The 17838-nt window shown below is 48.6% G+C and carries 13 protein-coding genes; 6 read left to right on the top strand and 7 right to left on the bottom strand.

The features are described from left to right. Positions 1-17: 17 nt before the first annotated feature. Both N3Z11_RS00215 and ubiK read right to left on the bottom strand, forming a co-directional pair. Complete coding sequence (locus N3Z11_RS00215) at positions 18-1310, bottom strand: metal-dependent hydrolase family protein (protein ID WP_260655120.1); 1293 nt, start codon at positions 1308-1310, stop codon at positions 18-20. Then, positions 1310-1573, bottom strand: coding sequence for a ubiquinone biosynthesis accessory factor UbiK (gene ubiK / locus N3Z11_RS00210; protein WP_260655119.1), 264 nt, complete (start codon positions 1571-1573; stop codon positions 1310-1312). The genes N3Z11_RS00215 and ubiK overlap by 1 nt, the downstream gene beginning before the upstream one ends. A gap of 176 nt (positions 1574-1749) precedes the next feature. Here ubiK and rep point away from each other — a divergent pair, with 176 nt between their 5' ends. After that, the gene (gene rep / locus N3Z11_RS00205) at positions 1750-3768 is read left to right on the top strand and encodes a DNA helicase Rep (protein WP_260655118.1); all 2019 of its coding nucleotides are present in this window, start codon (positions 1750-1752) and stop codon (positions 3766-3768) included. On the opposite strand, the gene N3Z11_RS00200 is transcribed toward rep, so the two are convergent. Next, the gene (locus tag N3Z11_RS00200; protein WP_260655117.1) at positions 3742-6333 is read right to left on the bottom strand and encodes a diguanylate cyclase domain-containing protein; all 2592 of its coding nucleotides are present in this window, start codon (positions 6331-6333) and stop codon (positions 3742-3744) included. The genes rep and N3Z11_RS00200 overlap by 27 nt on opposite strands. 250 nt (positions 6334-6583) lie before the next feature. Then, positions 6584-6979 (bottom strand): cytochrome c5 family protein, encoded by a 396-nt coding sequence (locus N3Z11_RS00195; protein WP_260655116.1) that lies wholly within the window; start codon positions 6977-6979, stop codon positions 6584-6586. Between the two features lie 543 nt (positions 6980-7522). Between N3Z11_RS00195 and polA the strand changes: the two genes are divergently transcribed. Continuing rightward, complete coding sequence (gene polA / locus N3Z11_RS00190) at positions 7523-10315, top strand: DNA polymerase I (protein ID WP_260655115.1); 2793 nt, start codon at positions 7523-7525, stop codon at positions 10313-10315. Positions 10316-11009: 694 nt separating this feature from the next. On the opposite strand, the gene yihA is transcribed toward polA, so the two are convergent. Continuing rightward, positions 11010-11642, bottom strand: coding sequence for a ribosome biogenesis GTP-binding protein YihA/YsxC (yihA, locus tag N3Z11_RS00185; RefSeq protein ID WP_260655114.1), 633 nt, complete (start codon positions 11640-11642; stop codon positions 11010-11012). A 181-nt stretch (positions 11643-11823) separates the two neighbouring features. Between yihA and N3Z11_RS00180 the strand changes: the two genes are divergently transcribed. From N3Z11_RS00180 to N3Z11_RS00170, 3 genes are all read left to right on the top strand, one after another. After that, positions 11824-12465 (top strand): c-type cytochrome, encoded by a 642-nt coding sequence (locus N3Z11_RS00180; RefSeq protein ID WP_260655113.1) that lies wholly within the window; start codon positions 11824-11826, stop codon positions 12463-12465. 744 nt (positions 12466-13209) lie between these two features. Next, positions 13210-13761 (top strand): Der GTPase-activating protein YihI, encoded by a 552-nt coding sequence (gene yihI, locus N3Z11_RS00175; RefSeq protein ID WP_260655112.1) that lies wholly within the window; start codon positions 13210-13212, stop codon positions 13759-13761. A 15-nt stretch (positions 13762-13776) separates the two neighbouring features. Next, positions 13777-14241: a DUF2489 domain-containing protein gene (locus N3Z11_RS00170; RefSeq protein WP_260655111.1), complete on the top strand. Its 465-nt coding sequence runs from the start codon at positions 13777-13779 to the stop codon at positions 14239-14241. A gap of 139 nt (positions 14242-14380) precedes the next feature. Here the strand turns inward: N3Z11_RS00170 and N3Z11_RS00165 are convergent, their stop codons facing one another. Further along, the gene (locus tag N3Z11_RS00165) at positions 14381-15661 is read right to left on the bottom strand and encodes a metal-dependent hydrolase family protein (RefSeq protein WP_260655110.1); all 1281 of its coding nucleotides are present in this window, start codon (positions 15659-15661) and stop codon (positions 14381-14383) included. Between the two features lie 135 nt (positions 15662-15796). On the opposite strand from N3Z11_RS00165, the gene hemN reads away from it, so the two are divergent. Continuing rightward, the gene (gene hemN, locus N3Z11_RS00160; protein WP_260655109.1) at positions 15797-17155 is read left to right on the top strand and encodes an oxygen-independent coproporphyrinogen III oxidase; all 1359 of its coding nucleotides are present in this window, start codon (positions 15797-15799) and stop codon (positions 17153-17155) included. Positions 17156-17173: 18 nt separating this feature from the next. On the opposite strand, the gene N3Z11_RS00155 is transcribed toward hemN, so the two are convergent. After that, positions 17174-17725, bottom strand: a complete 552-nt coding sequence (locus tag N3Z11_RS00155) for a DUF1285 domain-containing protein (RefSeq protein ID WP_260655108.1) — start codon at positions 17723-17725, stop codon at positions 17174-17176. Positions 17726-17838 lie beyond the last annotated feature (113 nt).

The following is a 17838-nucleotide window of genomic DNA, read 5'->3' as shown; positions in this document are numbered from 1 at the left end:
CCTTATTAAAGCTGTTGTTACAGCTGTTGATCGCCGGTACTGACCAACTGCCCGCCTTTAACCACCAGCGGTGCCTGTTCTAATACCTTGATATTGGTTAACGGGTCCTGTGGTACTGCAATCAGATCAGCATAAGCACCGGCCTTTAATTGCCCCACCAGCAAAGTGCCGTTGTGATCGCGCCAGTTTAATAAAGTGGCCGCATGAAGCGTGGCACTTTGCAGCGCCTGCAGCGGCGTCATGCCCCACTGCACCATATAAGACAGTTGCCGGGCATTCAGGCCATGGGTATAGACACCGGCATCAGTGCCATACGCCATTTTAACACCGGCCTGTACCGCCTTTTTAAAGTTCTGCCGTTGCACTTTGCCAACAGCACGTTCTTTTTCCAAGGATTCCGGCAAAATACCGGCGGCTTCACCTTCTGCCAGAATATAGTCGCTGACATAAACATCCATCACCAGATAAGTGCCTTGTTGTTTTGCCAGCGCAATAGCTTCATCGTCAACAAAACTAGCATGTTCTATTGAATCCACCCCGGCGCGGATTGCTCTTTTAATGCCCGTTAAACCATGGGCATGGGCTGCCACAATACGGCCTCTGTCATGGGCTTCTTCGACCAGCGCCTGCATTTCCGCCTGGCTATATTGTGCTGCATTCACGTCGGTGTTTTTTGACATCACACCGCCGGTTGCGGTGAACTTAATCACATCGGCGCCATATTTAATGTTTTCACGCACCCGGCTGCGGATTTCATCACTGCCATTGGCCACGCCGCCACTTTGGGCACGGTAAATATGCGGCAACAGATTGTTGTCACAATGACCACCGGTCATACAAATCGTTGGGCCGGACACCCGCATCCGTGGCCCCGGGGTTTCACCATCGTGAATGGCATCACGCAGCGCTACATCGGCAAAACCGCCGGCGCCTAAATTTCGCACTGTGGTAAAACCGGCTTTTAACGTGACTTCAGCGGCTTTAACACCAAAAATGGCTTCACGCTGTGGCGTTTCGGCTAAAGCGCGGTAGCCATGTTTAGTCGGGTCTGAGGTCAGGTGCACATGCATGTCGATTAAACCTGGCAGCACGTAAGCATCAGATAAATCGATGGTATTTTGCAATTTTGGCGCCTGAGCTGCCGGCACTATACTGACTATACGCTCACCGTCGAGCAATAACGCCTGATCACGCTGATAACTGCCACTGCCGACATCCAGCAGATAACCGGCCAGCACTACACCATCCACTGCGCCCATAGCGGGCGCTGCGCTCAGGCTACAAAACAATAAGCTACTGAGCAGCCGCATCAGGATGGGTCCTTACCCTGATTTTTTTCCTGCAACAGTTGCTCTACCTGCGCTTCCAGGGCTTCTAATCTGGCGCGGGTGCGCTGTAACACCTGGGTTTGTACGTCAAATTCTTCCCGTGACACAAAATCCAGCTGGCTCAGTTTTGCCTGCAGCACCGCCTTAATTTTGGCTTCAACATCGTCGGCCACTTCCCGGAATTTCGGTGGAATAGCAGCACCAATTTGCCGTGCCATGTCTTCAATTTTTTTTGGATCTATCATCTGGGTTGCCTCGGATTCTGCTGGGTCGGAACAATTTATTCTACGAGCCTTGATGGTGACAGGCGACAACTATTTCAAGCAACTGGCCTGCTTTTGTCGCAAATGGGCCACCAGACCTGGCTGTTGCACCATAGTGCTTTTTGCTAAACTTGCGCCCTCGCAACACAGGGTGACCGATGAAACTTAATCCACAACAAAACGAAGCAGTTAAATATATCTCCGGACCTTGTCTGGTGCTGGCTGGCGCCGGCTCGGGCAAAACCAGGGTCATCACCAATAAAATTGCTTATCTGATTGAAGAATGTGGCATGTCGGCGCGGCATATTGCTGCTGTGACCTTTACCAATAAAGCAGCGCGGGAAATGAAAGAGCGGATCGGTCATCAGCTTGATCGCAGCAAATTGCGCGGTTTAACTGTTTCTACTTTTCACACCCTTGGCCTTGAGATCATCAAAAAAGAACACAAAGCCATTGGTTATAAGGCCAATTTTACGCTGTTTGACGATCAGGACAGCATGGCTTTACTCAAAGAGCTGACCGAAGCCGATTTGCAGGGTGATAAAGATTTATTGCGGGCGCTGCAAAGCAAAATTTCCAACTGGAAGAATGACTTACTTCTACCGCAACAAGCCATGGCCCAGGCGATGGACGCACAAAGCATCAGTTTTGCCAATTATTACGCCCAATACGCCCAGCAGCTGCGCGCTTACAACGCTTTGGATTTTGACGATTTAATTATGGTGCCCACCCTGTTGTTTGCCGCCAATGCCGAAGTGCGTCAGCGCTGGCAACAAAAGCTGCAATATTTGCTGGTGGATGAATATCAGGATACCAACACCAGTCAGTACGAACTGGTGAAATGGCTGGTGGGTGAACGGCAACGTTTTACCGTGGTGGGCGACGATGACCAGTCGATTTATTCCTGGCGCGGTGCCAAACCACAAAATCTGGTGTTGCTGGGCAAAGATTTCCCCAATTTAAAAGTGATTAAACTGGAGCAAAACTACCGCTCCTGCGAACGTATTCTGAAGGCTGCCAATATTCTCATTGCCAACAACCCACATGAATACGACAAAGCGCTGTTCAGCACTTTAGGTTATGGTGTGCCGCTCAAAGTGCTGCCCACCAAACACGAAGAAGATGAAGCAGAAAAAGTGGTAGCGGAAATTATTTCCCACCGTTTTTTAAACCGCAGCAATTACAAAGACTACGCCATTTTATACCGTGGCAACCATCAGGCGCGGGTGTTTGAAAAAGCGCTGATGACCAACCGTATTCCATACAAAATTTCCGGTGGCACCTCGTTTTTCTCCAGACCGGAAATTAAAGATGTGATGGCCTATTTAAGGCTGCTGGTGAATCAGGACGATGACAACGCACTGCTGCGGATCATCAACACGCCCAAACGGGAAATTGGCGCCGCCACTTTAGAACGTATTGGCAGCCTGGCCAATTCATTACATATCAGCCTGTTTGAAGCTTGTTGTGCGCCGGAATTATCCGATGAATTATCGGCCCGAAGCCTTGCGGCTGTGCGTGATTTTTCCCGCTGGATGGTGGAGCTTGCCGACAATGCAGTGCGGGCTGAGCCGTCGGAGGCGGTGCGTGATCTGCTGCGCCAGAGCAAATACGAAGCTTATTTATTTGAAAGCTGCGCCAGTCCCAAAGCGGCTGAAATGGCGCTGAAAAACGTTAATGAGCTGTATCGCTGGGTGAGCGAAATGCTTAAAGGCGACGAAGAACACGAACCCATGACGCTGTCAGAAGTGGTCACCAAACTGACGCTGCGCGACATGATGGAACGCAATGACAAAGACGACGATGCCGATCAGGTGCAGCTGTTAACCTTGCACGCATCCAAAGGCCTTGAATTTCCTTATGTGTTTATGGTTGGTATGGAAGAAGGCATACTGCCGCATCAAAGCTGTATTGATGAAGACAATGTGGAAGAAGAAAGACGCTTAGCTTATGTGGGTATTACCCGCGCCCAGCGTGAGCTGACTTTTACCTACGCCCGCGAAAGACGGCAATATGGCGAAGTGGTCAAACCCGAACCGAGCCGCTTTTTGCAGGAGCTGCCTTCTGACGATTTGGAGTGGGCTCAACACACGGCGCCGGTAAAAACGGAAGCACAACGCCAGCAAACAGGTCTGGCGCATCTGGAACGGCTACGCCAGCTGCTGAAGAAAGACTGAAGCCTGCGCCTGCTGCAGATTACGAATCAGCTGCCCCTGTAAATAACAACAGCCCAGTTCCAACAATTGCTGCTGTAATTCAGCATCGTCGACGCCGGCAGCAATCACCCTGAATTTGTAACTCTGTGACAAGTTCAGCAGCAATTCCAGCAGCTGTTTTTTATGCGGATGGCGCAGCACACTGCGGCTAAAAGAAGGGTCCAGTTTGACAAAATCAAATGGATATTGGGCTAACAAGCCAAAAGGCATCATCTCGACACCAAACTGTTCCAGCGACAAGCGTACGCCCAGCCGTTTGAGCTGTTGCAGGTAATTCAGATTACTGCTGCCAAGCCGGATCAGGTCGGTTTCGGCAAAACCCAGCGCCAATCGGTGTAACACTGACTGATAGGGCAATAACACTTTATGCAAACGGTCAAAATGCACCGGATTGATCAAATGTTGTTGGCATAATTTCAGGCTTAACAAGGCCGGTTGCTGCTGTTGTTGTAGCTGCTGCAATAACTGCTGCAAAATCTGCAGTTCAATCTGCGCCAGTACACCGGCTTGTTGCGCCTGATGACTGAAGTTTTGTTGTACACCCAAATCCGGATGCACCCACTGGATGTTGCTTTCAAAACCCAACAAATGTTGTTTTTCAGAGCAAACAATAGGGTCAAAGGCAATTTCAAACTGTTTATCGGCCAGCGCCTGATGCAGCGCCTGCTCCATACTGAGCTCCTGCAACAGTTGCATCCGCATGGTGCTGGTAAAGATCACAAACCTGTTACGCCCCATGGCTTTGGCCTGATACATAGCGGCATCGGCATCCCGTAATAAAGCGTCGGCATTTTTGTAATCCGGTTTATAACAGGCAATACCAATACTGGCGCCTGAGTGCACCTGCTGCTCCTGCAGCAGCATAGGCGCGCGCACAGCTTCAATAATACGGTCTGCCACTTCTTCAGCATCAGTGTCGCAATTTAACTGGGTTAACAGCACCACAAATTCATCACCACCCAACCTCGCCACCAGATCATGTTCGCGTACAGTGCGTAATAACCGCTGGCTGACTTCCACTAAAAAACAATCACCGGCATGGTGCCCCATAGTGTCGTTAATGAGTTTAAAACGGTCTAAATCAATGAATAACAAAGCAAAGCGTAAACCGGGCTCCCGGCCGCGCAGGGTAAACTGCTGTTTTAAGTGCTGCATAAACAGCTGACGATTGGCAAGGCCGGTCAGGGTGTCGTGATTGGCTTCGTGAAACAGTTTTTCTTCAATTTTTTTCCGCTCTTCCACCTGCAACCGTAAAAACAGATTGGTTTGACGCAGCTCGCGGGTACGTTCAAAAATTTTCCGCTCCAGCTCTTCCTGATGTTGTTTTTGCTGTTCAGCATTGAGTTTACGCTGGATAGCCACGGCAATATGCTGGGACACAAAACGCAGAATATTCAGCTCGTTTTCGCTGTAAAGATAAGCTTCGTCGTATGACTGAACCGCAATAACACCAAGCGCCTGCTGATCAATCAGTAAAGGCGCACCCAGCCAACTGGTTGACAGTGGCACCTGCTGATCCGGATCAGACACCAGGCGCAGCACTTCTCCCTGTGCTACCAGCAATTCTGACAATTCACGGTTGATCAGCCGCGCTTCACCTACCCGCAGTACATATTCGGTAAAACCTTTACGCAGCGGTCTTTCCTGCGCCGGCGGCGAATATTGATCCAGGTAAAACGGGAAACTCAGGGTTTTGCCGCTTTCATCCAGCAAGGCGATATAACAGTTATCCACCTTCATTAAACCCGACAGGATTTTATGCACTTCACGGTAAAAACCCTGCATGTCGGCGTTGGTGGCGGTCAGTTCAGAAATTTTATATAAAGCCGCCTGCAGCTTTTCGGCATTGCTGCGCTCGCGGATCTCCCGCTGCAGTGACTGGTTGATGTTTTGTAACTGTTTAGTGCGCTCCCGTACTGTCAGTTCCAACAGTTCGCGGCTTTTTACTCTGTCGATGGCGGTGACCGTATGTCCCGCTATTGCTTCCAGCAGATCCACATCCCGCTGCTGATAACTGTATGAATTGTCATAAACCTGTACCGCCATCACCCCAATCAACTGTTGACCGCGGCACAAAGGAACACCTAGCCAATGGTGGCTGGGCGTGCCCTGCGACTGAATTTCACCTTGCGCTATTAATTCGGTAAAACGCTGCTGGTCACACAACAAAGGCTGACGGCTGCGCACCACATAACCGGTGAGGCCTGTGGCAAAATCAGCCGGACTCAGATCGGCAACATTCAGCTGATCTTTTTCATCGGCAAAATATTCCAGATTGATCTGACCCGATTCGTGATCAGTAAGCACCACATAAAAGTTATCGGCCGGCAGGTAATGATTGAGCAAAGAATGGATGGCCGGATAAAACTCCGACATATCAGACAGGGTACTGGCAAGTTCAGATAAATTTAATAACGCACGCTGCACAGCACAGGCCAGCCGATAGCGTTCCAGCAATACCTTTAGGCGGCGCTGCGATACAGTGCGCCCGGCAACCTGGCCGACAGTTTTTGTTAATCCCTTCAACTGATGCTCTTTTTATAGTTAGAGGCCCCGAGGTTGGACCTTTTTTGCAGAACAGCCCCTATTATGCACAAAGATTAACCAGATAAAAGAGGTGTAAGTCAGACAACCGCAGAGTTTTTCGCCAATTTTTCCGCTAACGCATGAGTAGCGCCGGTTTGCACAGCAAAAACAACAAAGAAGCAAAACACCAGAAGGCGCAAATAAAAAGGCCGCCTGCAGAGCAGACGGCCTGGTCACACAACAGTCAGGCTTAAACGCCTTCAGTCATAAATTTAATCGCATCCAGAATTTCGTCATCTGAACAGTCACCACAGGTGCCGCGTGGAGGCATGTTACGAATGCCATCAATCGCATGTTTATGCAGCACTTCCATACCCTGAGCTAAACGTGGTTTCCAGGCTGCATCACCTTTTTTCGGTGCATCCATGGCGCCTGTACCGTGACAGGCGAAACACGCGCTCTGATATACCTGTTCACCGGTACGTGGGCCAGTAGGCGCAGCAACAACAGGCTCAGAACCTGCAAGATAAACCTGACCAACCGGAGCGATCCGCGCTTTTAATTCATCAATTTTTTTGTCGTCGGTGCTGGCCTGGGCAACCAGAGCACAGCTTAATAAAGCTAGAACAACAGTGATTTTTTTCATAAATCGGGATCCCCGGAAAATTAAGCCGCACAAATTCTGGGGCATTATAGCGCTGCCAAAGCAAAGAGGGAAAGCCCCAACACACAGCAGTAACCGGCCTTCAGTGAGGTCTCGGGCTAAAACTTAAAAACCTGAGCACATTCAGATGGTTTTTTCATCGAATTACTAACTGAAAGCATGCGTTATTCAACAAATTTTTTTTCATTTTTCTGCTTTGCAAAAGAACTCTTTGTGGTAGTCTACTTAGCCATTCGCCCTTACTGCTCACGTCATTTGCATGCGGTCGGCGGATGGTAAAAAAGATTTTCCACAACAGGATGTAAAGAATAATAACAAGGGTTCATGTTGTTCTCCCCTTCGTTTTTTGTTTTATTCTCAACAACTTAGCTTAAGCTCGATGCCTGAAAGATCTTGGTAGTTACACTGCTGCCTGTTATTTTTTGCACAAACTTATCCACAACATATCCACTTTTTCTGCGCAAAGCATTCTGGCCGTTCAAGGGCGGATGTGGCATGCTTAATAAAAAATTCGGAGCTCAGCTCATGGTACAAATCCCTGCCGATCCACTGATCCTGGTTGATGGTTCTTCTTATTTATTCCGTGCTTATCACTCTCCACCACATTTAACCAATTCCAGAGGCGAAGCCACTGGCGCTATTTATGGTGTGGTCAACATGCTGAAGAGTTTGCTCAGACAATATAATCCCAGTCAGATGGCGGTGGTGTTTGATGCCAAGGGGCCGACCTTTCGCAATGAACTTTATACCGAATACAAAGCGCACCGCCCACCGATGCCGGATGATTTACGCAGCCAGATAGAACCGCTGCATCAGATCATTCACGCTTTGGGTTTGCCGCTATTGTGTATTTCCGGTGTTGAAGCCGATGATGTGATTGGCACCATCGCAATGCAGGCTACTGCGGTAGGTCGTCATGTGCTGATCTCCACCGGTGATAAAGATATGGCGCAGCTGGTGAACCCGCATGTGACCCTAATCAATACCATGACCAATACCATCCTCGACCCGGACGGTGTGCGGGAAAAATTTGGGGTTGGGCCTGAGCTGATTATCGATTTTCTCGCGCTGATGGGCGATAAAGCTGACAATATTCCGGGTTTGCCCGGTGTGGGTGAAAAAACAGCCCAGGCACTACTGCAGGGGCTTGGCTCTATTGCCACTTTATATCAGCGACTGGATGATATTGCAGCCCTGGGTTTTCGCGGCAGTAAAACCATTGCTGAGAAAATGCGTGAGTTTAAAGATCAGCTGGAGTTGTCTTATCAGCTTGCCACTATTAAAACCGACGTTGAGCTGCCCAAACAGCTGATTGACTTGCATATTCAGACGCCAGACTACGGCAAACTGGCCGAACTATACCAGCAGTGTGAGTTCCGTCGCTGGCTGTCTGAAGTACAAAGTGCAGACAAAATTAATACGGTGCGCAGCGAAGCGGTCACCGAACAGCAAACAACCACAACTGCAGCACCACAAACCCCGGCTGAAAATGCAGCACAACTTGATCGCAGCGGTTATCAGACCATTCTGACAGCCCAGGCTTTTGATGAGTTGTTATTGTTATTACAACAAACTGAGCTGGTTGCTTTTGATACTGAAACCACCAGCCTGGATTATATGCAGGCAGATCTGGTGGGCATGTCTTTTGCCGTTGCACCGGGTCAGGCTTATTACCTGCCGCTGGGTCATGACTATATAGGCGCGCCGGAGCAGCTGTCACTAACCGAAGTGCTGCAAAAACTCAAAGGCTGGCTGGAAAACCCGGACAAAGCCAAAGTAGGCCAGAACCTCAAATACGATATGAGTGTGCTGGCACGCTACGATATCAGCCTGCGTGGTGTGGCTTTTGACACTATGCTGGAATCTTATGTGCTGAACAGCGTGGCCACCCGTCATGATATGGACAGCCTGGCGCAAAAGTATCTGCATCATCAGACCATCAGTTTTGAAGATATTGCCGGCAAAGGTGCCAAACAACTGACCTTTAACCAGATTGAACTGGAAAAAGCCGCCGAATACGCCGCTGAAGATGCAGACGTTACCCTGCAGCTGCACCAGCATTTATGGCCACAATTACAAGCCGAAGGTCGCTTAGTTCAGGTGTTACAACAGATTGAAATTCCGCTGCTTTCGGTGTTATCGCGGATGGAGCGCACCGGCGTGCTGATTGATGCAGCCTTGCTGCAACAACAAAGTGAATTTCTGGCCAACCGGATAGGTGAACTGGAGCAACAGGCGCACAGCCTGGCCGGTAAAGCCTTTAATTTGTCATCGCCAAAACAATTACAGGAAATTCTGTTTACTGAACAGGGTTTGCCTGTGCTGAAAAAAACACCTACCGGCATACCATCCACGGCCGAAGAAGTGCTGACAGAACTGGCGCATGACTATGAATTGCCAAGAGTGATTATTGAACACCGCACCCTGGCTAAACTGAAATCCACTTACACCGACAAACTGCCACAGAGTGTGAACCCTGTTACAGGACGGGTGCATACCTCTTATCATCAGGCAGTGGCAGCCACAGGCCGCTTAAGTTCCACCGAACCTAACCTGCAAAATATTCCGATCCGCACCGAAGAAGGCCGCCGTATTCGTCAAGCTTTTATTGCAGCACCTGGCAAGCGTATTCTGGCGGTGGATTACTCGCAGATAGAACTTCGCATTATGGCGCATTTATCTCAGGATAAGGCCTTGCTGGAGGCTTTTGCCCAAGGTCTGGATATTCACCGCGCCACAGCTGCAGAAGTTTTTGCTGTGCCGCTGAATGAAGTGACCACAGAACAACGCCGCCGTGCTAAAGCCGTGAACTTTGGTTTAATTTATGGCATGTCGGCTTTTGGCCTGGCCAGGCAACTGGATATCAGCCGCAGCGAAGCTCAGCATTATGTCGACACTTATTTTGCCCGTTTCCCTGGCGTGCTGGCTTATATGGAAAACACCAGAGCTCAGGCACACCAGGCTGGTTATGTGGAAACTTTGTTTGGCCGCCGACTGTATTTGCCGGAAATTAACAGCAAAAACATGGCGCGTAAAAAAGGTGCTGAACGTGCGGCCATTAACGCCCCGATGCAGGGCACAGCTGCCGACATTATCAAAAATGCCATGTTAGCCGTTGATCAATGGTTGCAGCAGCAGGATCAAAGCAAAATCAGCATGATTATGCAGGTACACGATGAACTGGTGTTTGAAGTGGATGCCGGCCTGCTACCGGAATTCCAGCAGCAAATTGTCAGCCTGATGCAACAGGCAGCCAAACTTGATGTACCGCTGCTGGCCGAAGCAGGTTCTGGCCTGAATTGGGATGAAGCACACTAAGTATTGAAACTGATTGAACTTATTTTCCCTGGTTTAGTCTGTTTACCCGTGAGCATACCCATTCCTGGTAATTCACCTTTAAGCCCCGCAATTGAATGAGCGGGGCTTTTTTCTGCCCACCACACAGCTAACATCTGCCTGACAACTATCAAATAATCTGAATTTGCTGGTGTCACACTTCGTAAGTTAATTACGAATAAGCATAAAAAACAAAACAAAATCAATTTTATGTAGTTTAATTACAAAATATGCTTGCTTTTTGAACTCGCCACAGTAAAATCAGAAACTGTAGGGTACAGAGGTAAGATGTTCTATCTTTCGTGGTTTTTGGAGTCAAATCCTGAATCAGCATAGAAAGTAGGCTTATTTAGCCGCCCCACTGCTTGCAGTGGGGCGTTTTTTTTATTCAAAATTTGAAACTTAATTAGATTTTTTAGAGTAAATACTTTAAATACAAAAAAAGCTATGTATAATGACCGCGTCTTCTTTGAAGACACCCTGTTGATTTGAAATTATTGATAGCTTCTCCCCGTTTGCTATACCGGCCTCTCTCTGAGAGGCCGGTTTTTCTTTTTTAAGGGAGTAAAATCTTCTTTAAAGCAGTGTTGTAAGTAATGCAGGTTTTACCGGAAGTCAGGTGATACCTGATAAAAACGGCGATCTTGTAGCAAGACCGCCAATTCACTAGTGGGGATTATTCAGCCTGAAGCTGGCTTTCATCATCGCGGCTATACCAGTCGTCGAGCACCTGCTCTAACTCAGTTAAGCCTTGTTTACTCAGCGAACTGAACGTATGCACAGTGATATCCCCCATAAAAGCCAATGAAGCTTCTCGGACTTCCAGTAAGGTTTTTTTCCGCGGGCCAGGGCTTAGTTTGTCTGCCTTGGTTAAAAGTAATAACACCGACAAATCACTTTCTACCGCCCAGTGGATCAGTTGCTGATCTAAATCTTTTAACGGATGACGGATATCCATCAATACCACCAGGCCTTTCAGACTCTGGCGCTTCATCAGATATTCACCGAGCGATTTTTGCCATTTTTCTTTCACCGTCAGCGGCACTTTGGCAAAACCATAACCTGGCAAATCGATCAGACGTTTATTATCGGCCAAGCGGAACGTGTTAATCAGCTGAGTACGACCCGGCGTTTTACTGGTGCGTGCTAAATTGTTTTGCCGGGTTAATGTATTCAAAGCACTGGATTTACCTGCATTTGACCGGCCAGCAAATGCAACTTCAATGCCGGTATCTGGCGGCAGAGCTGTAATATCCGGGGCGCTGGTTAGAAAACTGGTCTGCTGATAATTAAATTTTGCTTTGTACACAACTTACTCCGACATCAAATTTGGCTATAGTGTAGCGGATCTGATTGATCTGAAGAAGCATTAGCCGCATGAATGGGATTTTATCTGGCTTAGATTCGTGTAAAATAGACATAATTATTAGGGTTATTATTTTTTCTTCCTGCTTTTTGAGCAGGTTCACGCTGAACAGAGACGGATAAACATGAAAAAATTCGCACTTCCAGTCATGCTTTTTTTAGGGTTGGCCGGTCAGGCTGTTGCTGCAGAAACAACAGCTCCGGTCGGTAATGCAGAAGCAGGTAAAGCTAAATCTGCCACTTGTGCAGCCTGCCATGGTCCAGACGGTAATAGCCCGACCGACATGTATCCAAAAATTGCCGGTCAACATGCTGGTTATATCTTTAAACAATTAAAAGAATTTAAACTGGGCATGACCAGCGGTGGTAAAGAAGGCCGGAATAACGCTGTGATGGCAGGTATGGTTGCCGCTCTGTCAGAACAGGACATGCTGGATCTGGCTGCTTTTTATTCCAGCCAGACGATGAAATCAGGCACAACACCGGAAGACGTTGTGGCAGCTGGCGAAAAATTATTCCGTGCTGGTGATATGAACCGTGGTATCGCGGCTTGTATTGCTTGTCATGGTCCTCGTGGCGTGGGTCATAGCCTGGCGAACTTCCCGAAAATTTCCTTCCAGCATGCTGCTTATATTAAAACTCAGCTGGAAGCATTCCGTGCCGGCACCCGTGCCAATGACATGAATGGCATGATGCGCGATGTAGCGAAAAAACTGACCGATGAAGATATTGAAACCATCTCTAAATACCTCGGTGGTTTACATTAATACGCAGCTATTTCTGCTAAAGCCGGTGCCTGTCACCGGCTTTTTTATGCGTCGAATCTGATATTACTACTGAATATTTTTCGCTCGCTGTGAGATATATCTCACACAGCACGTAAGATAAATACCCAAAAACACTTCCATATTTCGCAAACTCATCTGATTAATTATGCTAACTAACTGATTTAATTTGACTGTTGAAATTAGTTCAGTTTTTTTGTGATTTTTTTTTGATCATAGTATTGCCATTCCGCCGGATCGGAGTAAATTAAACCCCGTTACAGATTGTAACAACTCAACAAAACGGACAATATGCACGGACAGCAATAGTGCTAGCTAATTAAAAAAGCATCATGACTGATGCAGCGTTTTTAACGCGATCCATGGAAGAGCTAAAAAGTATTAGGACGATCGCGAATAATTATTTAAATAGGGAAATGACCTAACAATATAGGGAAACTGTCCAGACAGGGTGTCTCACGTAAGTCAGGACGATATGCAAAAATTCAGCACCTTTGAGTGCAACACTTTGGCGGCAGTAGGTAACCCTAACTGCCGTTTTGTTTTTTGGGCCATTTTTTGTTTGTGTCATACCTGTCAGCATAAATGTCTGATCACTCGCAACTACAGCCCAAAACATCACCTCAAACCCGGCAAATCATGCCAGATCTGACTTCAGCGCTAAAATACATAGGCAGCACCGGCAAAACTGGTTAAAATACGCGCCCTTTTCTACAGGTAGACATTATGACTCGCAAAAAAAAATCACGGACCTCAGGCCAGATTGGTATCAGGCATAAACCGGCTGCAGAAGCCCGCCAGGAACGTGACCGTCCGGTAGAAACCAAGAAAAAGGGCGCAGGCTTAAAATCCGGCAGCCGTAACGCTTTAGTGCAAGCCGACAAAGCCGAAACCAGCGGCAGCAAAAACAAAGATCCACGCATCGGCAGCAAAAAGCCTATTCCTCTGGTGGCTACTGTTGCCGAACAAAAACTGCTGGAACCTGCCACTCAACCTAAGGCTGTACTGGCCAAAGCCAAACCGGTAGAAATTGCCCCTGAAGTTGAACTGGCGCAAATTGAGCAGGATGAACGCCTGGCAGAATTATTAGAACGCACCGAGCAGGGCGAAATTCTGACCGGCAAAGACGCCAAATACTTTAACGCCAAAACAGCCCGCCATGCCGAGCTGCTGACTTTGTTAGGTTTAGATCTGGACGAAGATGAAGACGACGAAGATTTAGACCCACTGGCCAAACTGGAACAGACGGATTGGCGTAAAGACTTACTCGGAGAGTAACAACAGGTGAATGTGATGTGGATGACGTTGTTTGTTGTCGGTTTGTTGATTATCGCGGGTCTGGCCTTTTATCTTGGCAAATTGCTGTTTCAGTTAAAAGCACAACAGCAAAAACAACAACAGGCATTGCAGGCACATCAGCAAAAGCTGGCCGAACGGCAGCAATATCTGCTCGACAGTATCACGCTGATTGGCAAGGCCACGCTGGAGCAACAATGTGAACCTTCAGAAGCGGCGCTTCGCATCTGGGTGTTGCTGGAAAATATGCAGCCTGAACTGGCGCAGGCCTGTCGCTGGCCAGCGCTGTTTGAGATGTACGATTTGATCAAAGACATGCCAACCCATGATGCCCGCAAAGCACTGGAGAAAAAGGAATTACGCCGGCAGGATCATCTGCGCCAGCAAAAAGAAATTGAGCTCAAAGCCGCTATTGAAAAGGATATTGAAGGTTTATTGGCCTTATTGCAGCAGCGGCATTAACAACGCTGCTGCATCGCTTCGGCTCTCAGAGCGCTAAAGATTACTGGCGTAATGCTGAATCCGCGAAACAGTTCATCACTACAGAACACTGATGCAAAGATGCAGTGCGTTATCGCAACACACTGCATTTGTCAGCAGATTAGTTTTTGTAAACCACCCCAGCTTTCATCACAAAGTTTACTTTGCCCATCAACTGAATATCCGTCAGTGGGTCACCAGGCACTGCAATAATATCGGCAATTTTGCCCACCTTCAGACTGCCCATACTTTGTTCCACACCCAACAAACGGGCACCTTCAATAGTGGCACTCTGAATGGCCGCCAGTGCCGGCATACCAGCTTCGGTCATAAATACAAACTCCTGCCAGTTATCACCATGCATGCCGACACCGGCATCTGTGCCAAACGCTATTTTCACCCCGGCTTTATAAGCACGGGCAAAAGTTTGCTGAATTAAAGGCCCGATAGCCGCGGCTTTTAACCGCACCATCTCGGGGAAAAATCCAGGCACCTTAGCTTTTTCCGCCACATATTTGCCTGCGCTGATGGTCGGCACAAAATAAGTGCCGTATTGTTTCATCAGCTTCATGGTGTTGTCGTCCATAAAGGTGCCGTGTTCAATCGAATTGACCCCGGCTTTAATGGCCCGCTCCATGCCTTCTTTGCCGTGAGCATGGACAGCAACGGTAAAACCATAATCTTTGGCGGTCTCCACAATAGCTTTGAGCTCATCGTCTTTAAACTGAGCATTCATGCCACTTTTAGCCACACTGAGCACACCGCCGGTCGCGGTGATTTTAATTAAATCAGCGCCTTCTTTATAACGCTGCCGCACTGCTTTACGGGCATCATCCGCACCATTAATCACGCCATCAGCCGGGGTCGGGTCGCCCATACGCTGATAAGCCACACCGTTGGTTGGATCAGCATGACCGCCTGTAGTGGCAATAGATTTACCGGCGGTAAAAATACGCGGCCCTTTGACATAACCGGCATCAATGGCTTTACGCAGCGCTGTGCTGATGTGATGACTGTCACCAAGCTCCCGCACCGTGGTAAAGCCTGACAACAGTGTTTTTTCGGCATAAGTAGCACCACGCAGCGCCACATCTGCTTCATTCATGGTAAAGCCTTCGCTGTAGGCTGTCGGACTGCTTTGGTAAGAAAAGTGTGTATGCATATCCATCAGGCCCGGCATCACAGTGTGATTTTTCAGATCAATCAGCACATCGCCACTGGCCGGGCTGCGAAATCCGGCTTCCATGCCACTGATTTTGTCGCCTTCAACCACCAGAGTGTGGTTTTTCAACAGCTGTGAGCCTTCAGCGGTAATGACAGTACCGGCATGAATAAGGGTGGCAGCCTGCGCCAGAGCAGGCATCAGCAGCGCACTGCATATTAAACTGTATGTTGTTTTCATCTATGGTCCCGGATTAATGCCAGCGTGCTGCACTGGCTTATTGTTTTCAGCAATCTGTGCTGTTGTTGTGTTGGATCAAAGCCTACTAAATCACAGCAGCTATGATGTCGCCAGCACCACAGAAGCGAATGCGATATGAACACGATGATTTGGGACGAAGCTCTGGTACAAAAATACAACGTGAAAGGGCCACGTTATACCTCTTACCCAACAGCTTTGTTGTTACGCAGTGGCTATAGCAGCCAGAAAGCCTTACAGGCACTGCGCCAGAGTGGGCCGGCACTGAGTTTGTATCTGCATTTACCGTTTTGCCGGCAACTTTGTTATTACTGTGGCTGTAACAAAGTGATTAGCCGCGACCAGACTAAAGCCGACCGTTATCTGCAATATTTACAGCAGGAAATGGCGTTTTATCAGCAGGCCACCCAACATCAGCAGGTTACTCAGCTGCATCTGGGCGGCGGCACGCCGACATTTCTGGATGAAGCCCAGCTGCGACTGATGATGCAGAACCTTCGTCAGTATTTTCACTTTAGCCCCGACGCTGTGCTCAGTATTGAAATTGACCCGCGCAGCTGCGATTTAAAAAAGCTGGCGCTGTTGCGCGAGCTGGGTTTTAGCCGGGTGAGTTTTGGTGTACAGGACTTTGACGCCAAAGTGCAGCAAAGCATTAACCGCGAGCAAAGTTTCGAGCTGGTGCAAGAGCTGGTGCTTGGTGCCAAAATTCTTGGTTATCAGTCAATTAACCTGGATTTAGTCTATGGCTTGCCGTACCAGCATAGCGACAGTTTTGCCGACACTCTGGAGCAAGTGATCATGCTAAATCCAGACCGCATTTCATTATTCAGTTATGCCCACTTGCCGGAGCGATTTGCCGCCCAGCGTAAAATTCCGACTGAAGCTTTGCCGGATGGTCGCGAAAAACTGGCGTTATTGGTATTGTCGGTGGCTAAACTACAACAGGCTGGTTATCTGGCGATTGGCATGGATCACTTTGCCAGAGCAGACGACAGTCTGGCGATAGCACAGCAACAAGGGGTGTTACAACGTAATTTCCAGGGTTATACCACAGACAATGCCGACGCTCTGCTCGGGCTTGGCGTGTCGGCTATCAGCCAGGTTGGCAGTGAAATCTGGCAACAACAAAAAGATTTAAACCAGTATTACCGCGATCTTGATGATAAAGGCAGCAGCATCGACAAAGGCATGAGCCTGAGCCAGGACGACCTGATCCGCGCTGATTTAATCGCCAGCCTGATGTGTAATTTCCGTCTCGATACCGCTGCTTTTGCCAATAGCTGGCAGCTGGATTTTCAGCAGTATTTTGCCAATAGCCTGCAACAACTGGCTGAATGTGAAAAAGACCAGTTGATCCGCTGGCAAGGGGATGTACTAGCAGTCACCGAACTGGGCCGGCCCTGGGTGCGGGTGATTGCCGCTTGTTTTGATGCTTATCTGCTTAGTGGCGCCGAACGTTATTCCAAAGTGATTTAACCTTTAAACCAGGGATAGTCAGTCGTCTTCAGCCAACCCCAGACTAAAGCGGTAATCGCCGCTGGACAGCACTAACTGTGGCTGACCATTCAGTTCAGCCAGTTCTGCCTGTTCCGCCAGCTGATAAAACACTGCCCGGCTGAATTTGGCGCAAAGCCCCCTGCCAAGCTGCAAATAAGGCAACAACAGGGCCGAACCTGGTTCAGGCTGCAGCAACACCGGAAACTCAGCACTGACCAGATACTGATAACCCAGATTGTCGGTCAGTTGCAGCAACTGTTGTTGCTCCAGCTGCTGCCAGCTCCAGTCAATAATCACAAAAGGCGCATCCGCCACCTGAATTCGCACTTCTTCCACAGGTGTTGTCAGCACATAATCGCCGTTTTTGCGTTGCAACACAGAGGCAAATAACTTCACCAGCTCCATCCGGCCGATCGGGCTCTGCTGGTAATGCCACTGACCGTCGCGGTTGATCAGAATAGGCATATCACCACAAAAGGGCGGATGCCATTGTTCCAGCGGCGCCTGCCGGCCACTTTTAAGCTGTTGTTGTAATCTGGCCAGATCCATAAAAATTGCTCCTATGTTGTGACTTCACCTGAGGTTCATCCGGCAAAGTTAAACTGCCATTCGGGCAAAAACACCAGAACAAGTTATGATATTTGAGTTTAGATCAATGGCAT

The sequence above is a fragment of the Rheinheimera sp. 4Y26 genome, from assembly GCF_025245835.1.
In the GTDB taxonomy this organism is placed as follows: domain Bacteria; phylum Pseudomonadota; class Gammaproteobacteria; order Enterobacterales; family Alteromonadaceae; genus Pararheinheimera.
Note: the sequence above shows the minus strand (reverse complement) of the source record. Positions and strands in the feature narration are given on the sequence as shown.

Coding starts and splice junctions, on each gene's coding strand:
- N3Z11_RS00155 (WP_260655108.1), bottom strand. CDS start 17,725: ATGGATCTGGCCAGATTACAACAACAGCTTAAAAGTGGCCGGCAGGCG.
- N3Z11_RS00195 (WP_260655116.1), bottom strand. CDS start 6,979: ATGAAAAAAATCACTGTTGTTCTAGCTTTATTAAGCTGTGCTCTGGTT.
- hemN (WP_260655109.1), top strand. CDS start 15,797: ATGAACACGATGATTTGGGACGAAGCTCTGGTACAAAAATACAACGTG.
- N3Z11_RS00180 (WP_260655113.1), top strand. CDS start 11,824: ATGAAAAAATTCGCACTTCCAGTCATGCTTTTTTTAGGGTTGGCCGGT.
- rep (WP_260655118.1), top strand. CDS start 1,750: ATGAAACTTAATCCACAACAAAACGAAGCAGTTAAATATATCTCCGGA.
- polA (WP_260655115.1), top strand. CDS start 7,523: ATGGTACAAATCCCTGCCGATCCACTGATCCTGGTTGATGGTTCTTCT.
- yihI (WP_260655112.1), top strand. CDS start 13,210: ATGACTCGCAAAAAAAAATCACGGACCTCAGGCCAGATTGGTATCAGG.
- N3Z11_RS00170 (WP_260655111.1), top strand. CDS start 13,777: ATGTGGATGACGTTGTTTGTTGTCGGTTTGTTGATTATCGCGGGTCTG.
- N3Z11_RS00215 (WP_260655120.1), bottom strand. CDS start 1,310: ATGCGGCTGCTCAGTAGCTTATTGTTTTGTAGCCTGAGCGCAGCGCCC.
- ubiK (WP_260655119.1), bottom strand. CDS start 1,573: ATGATAGATCCAAAAAAAATTGAAGACATGGCACGGCAAATTGGTGCT.
- N3Z11_RS00165 (WP_260655110.1), bottom strand. CDS start 15,661: ATGAAAACAACATACAGTTTAATATGCAGTGCGCTGCTGATGCCTGCT.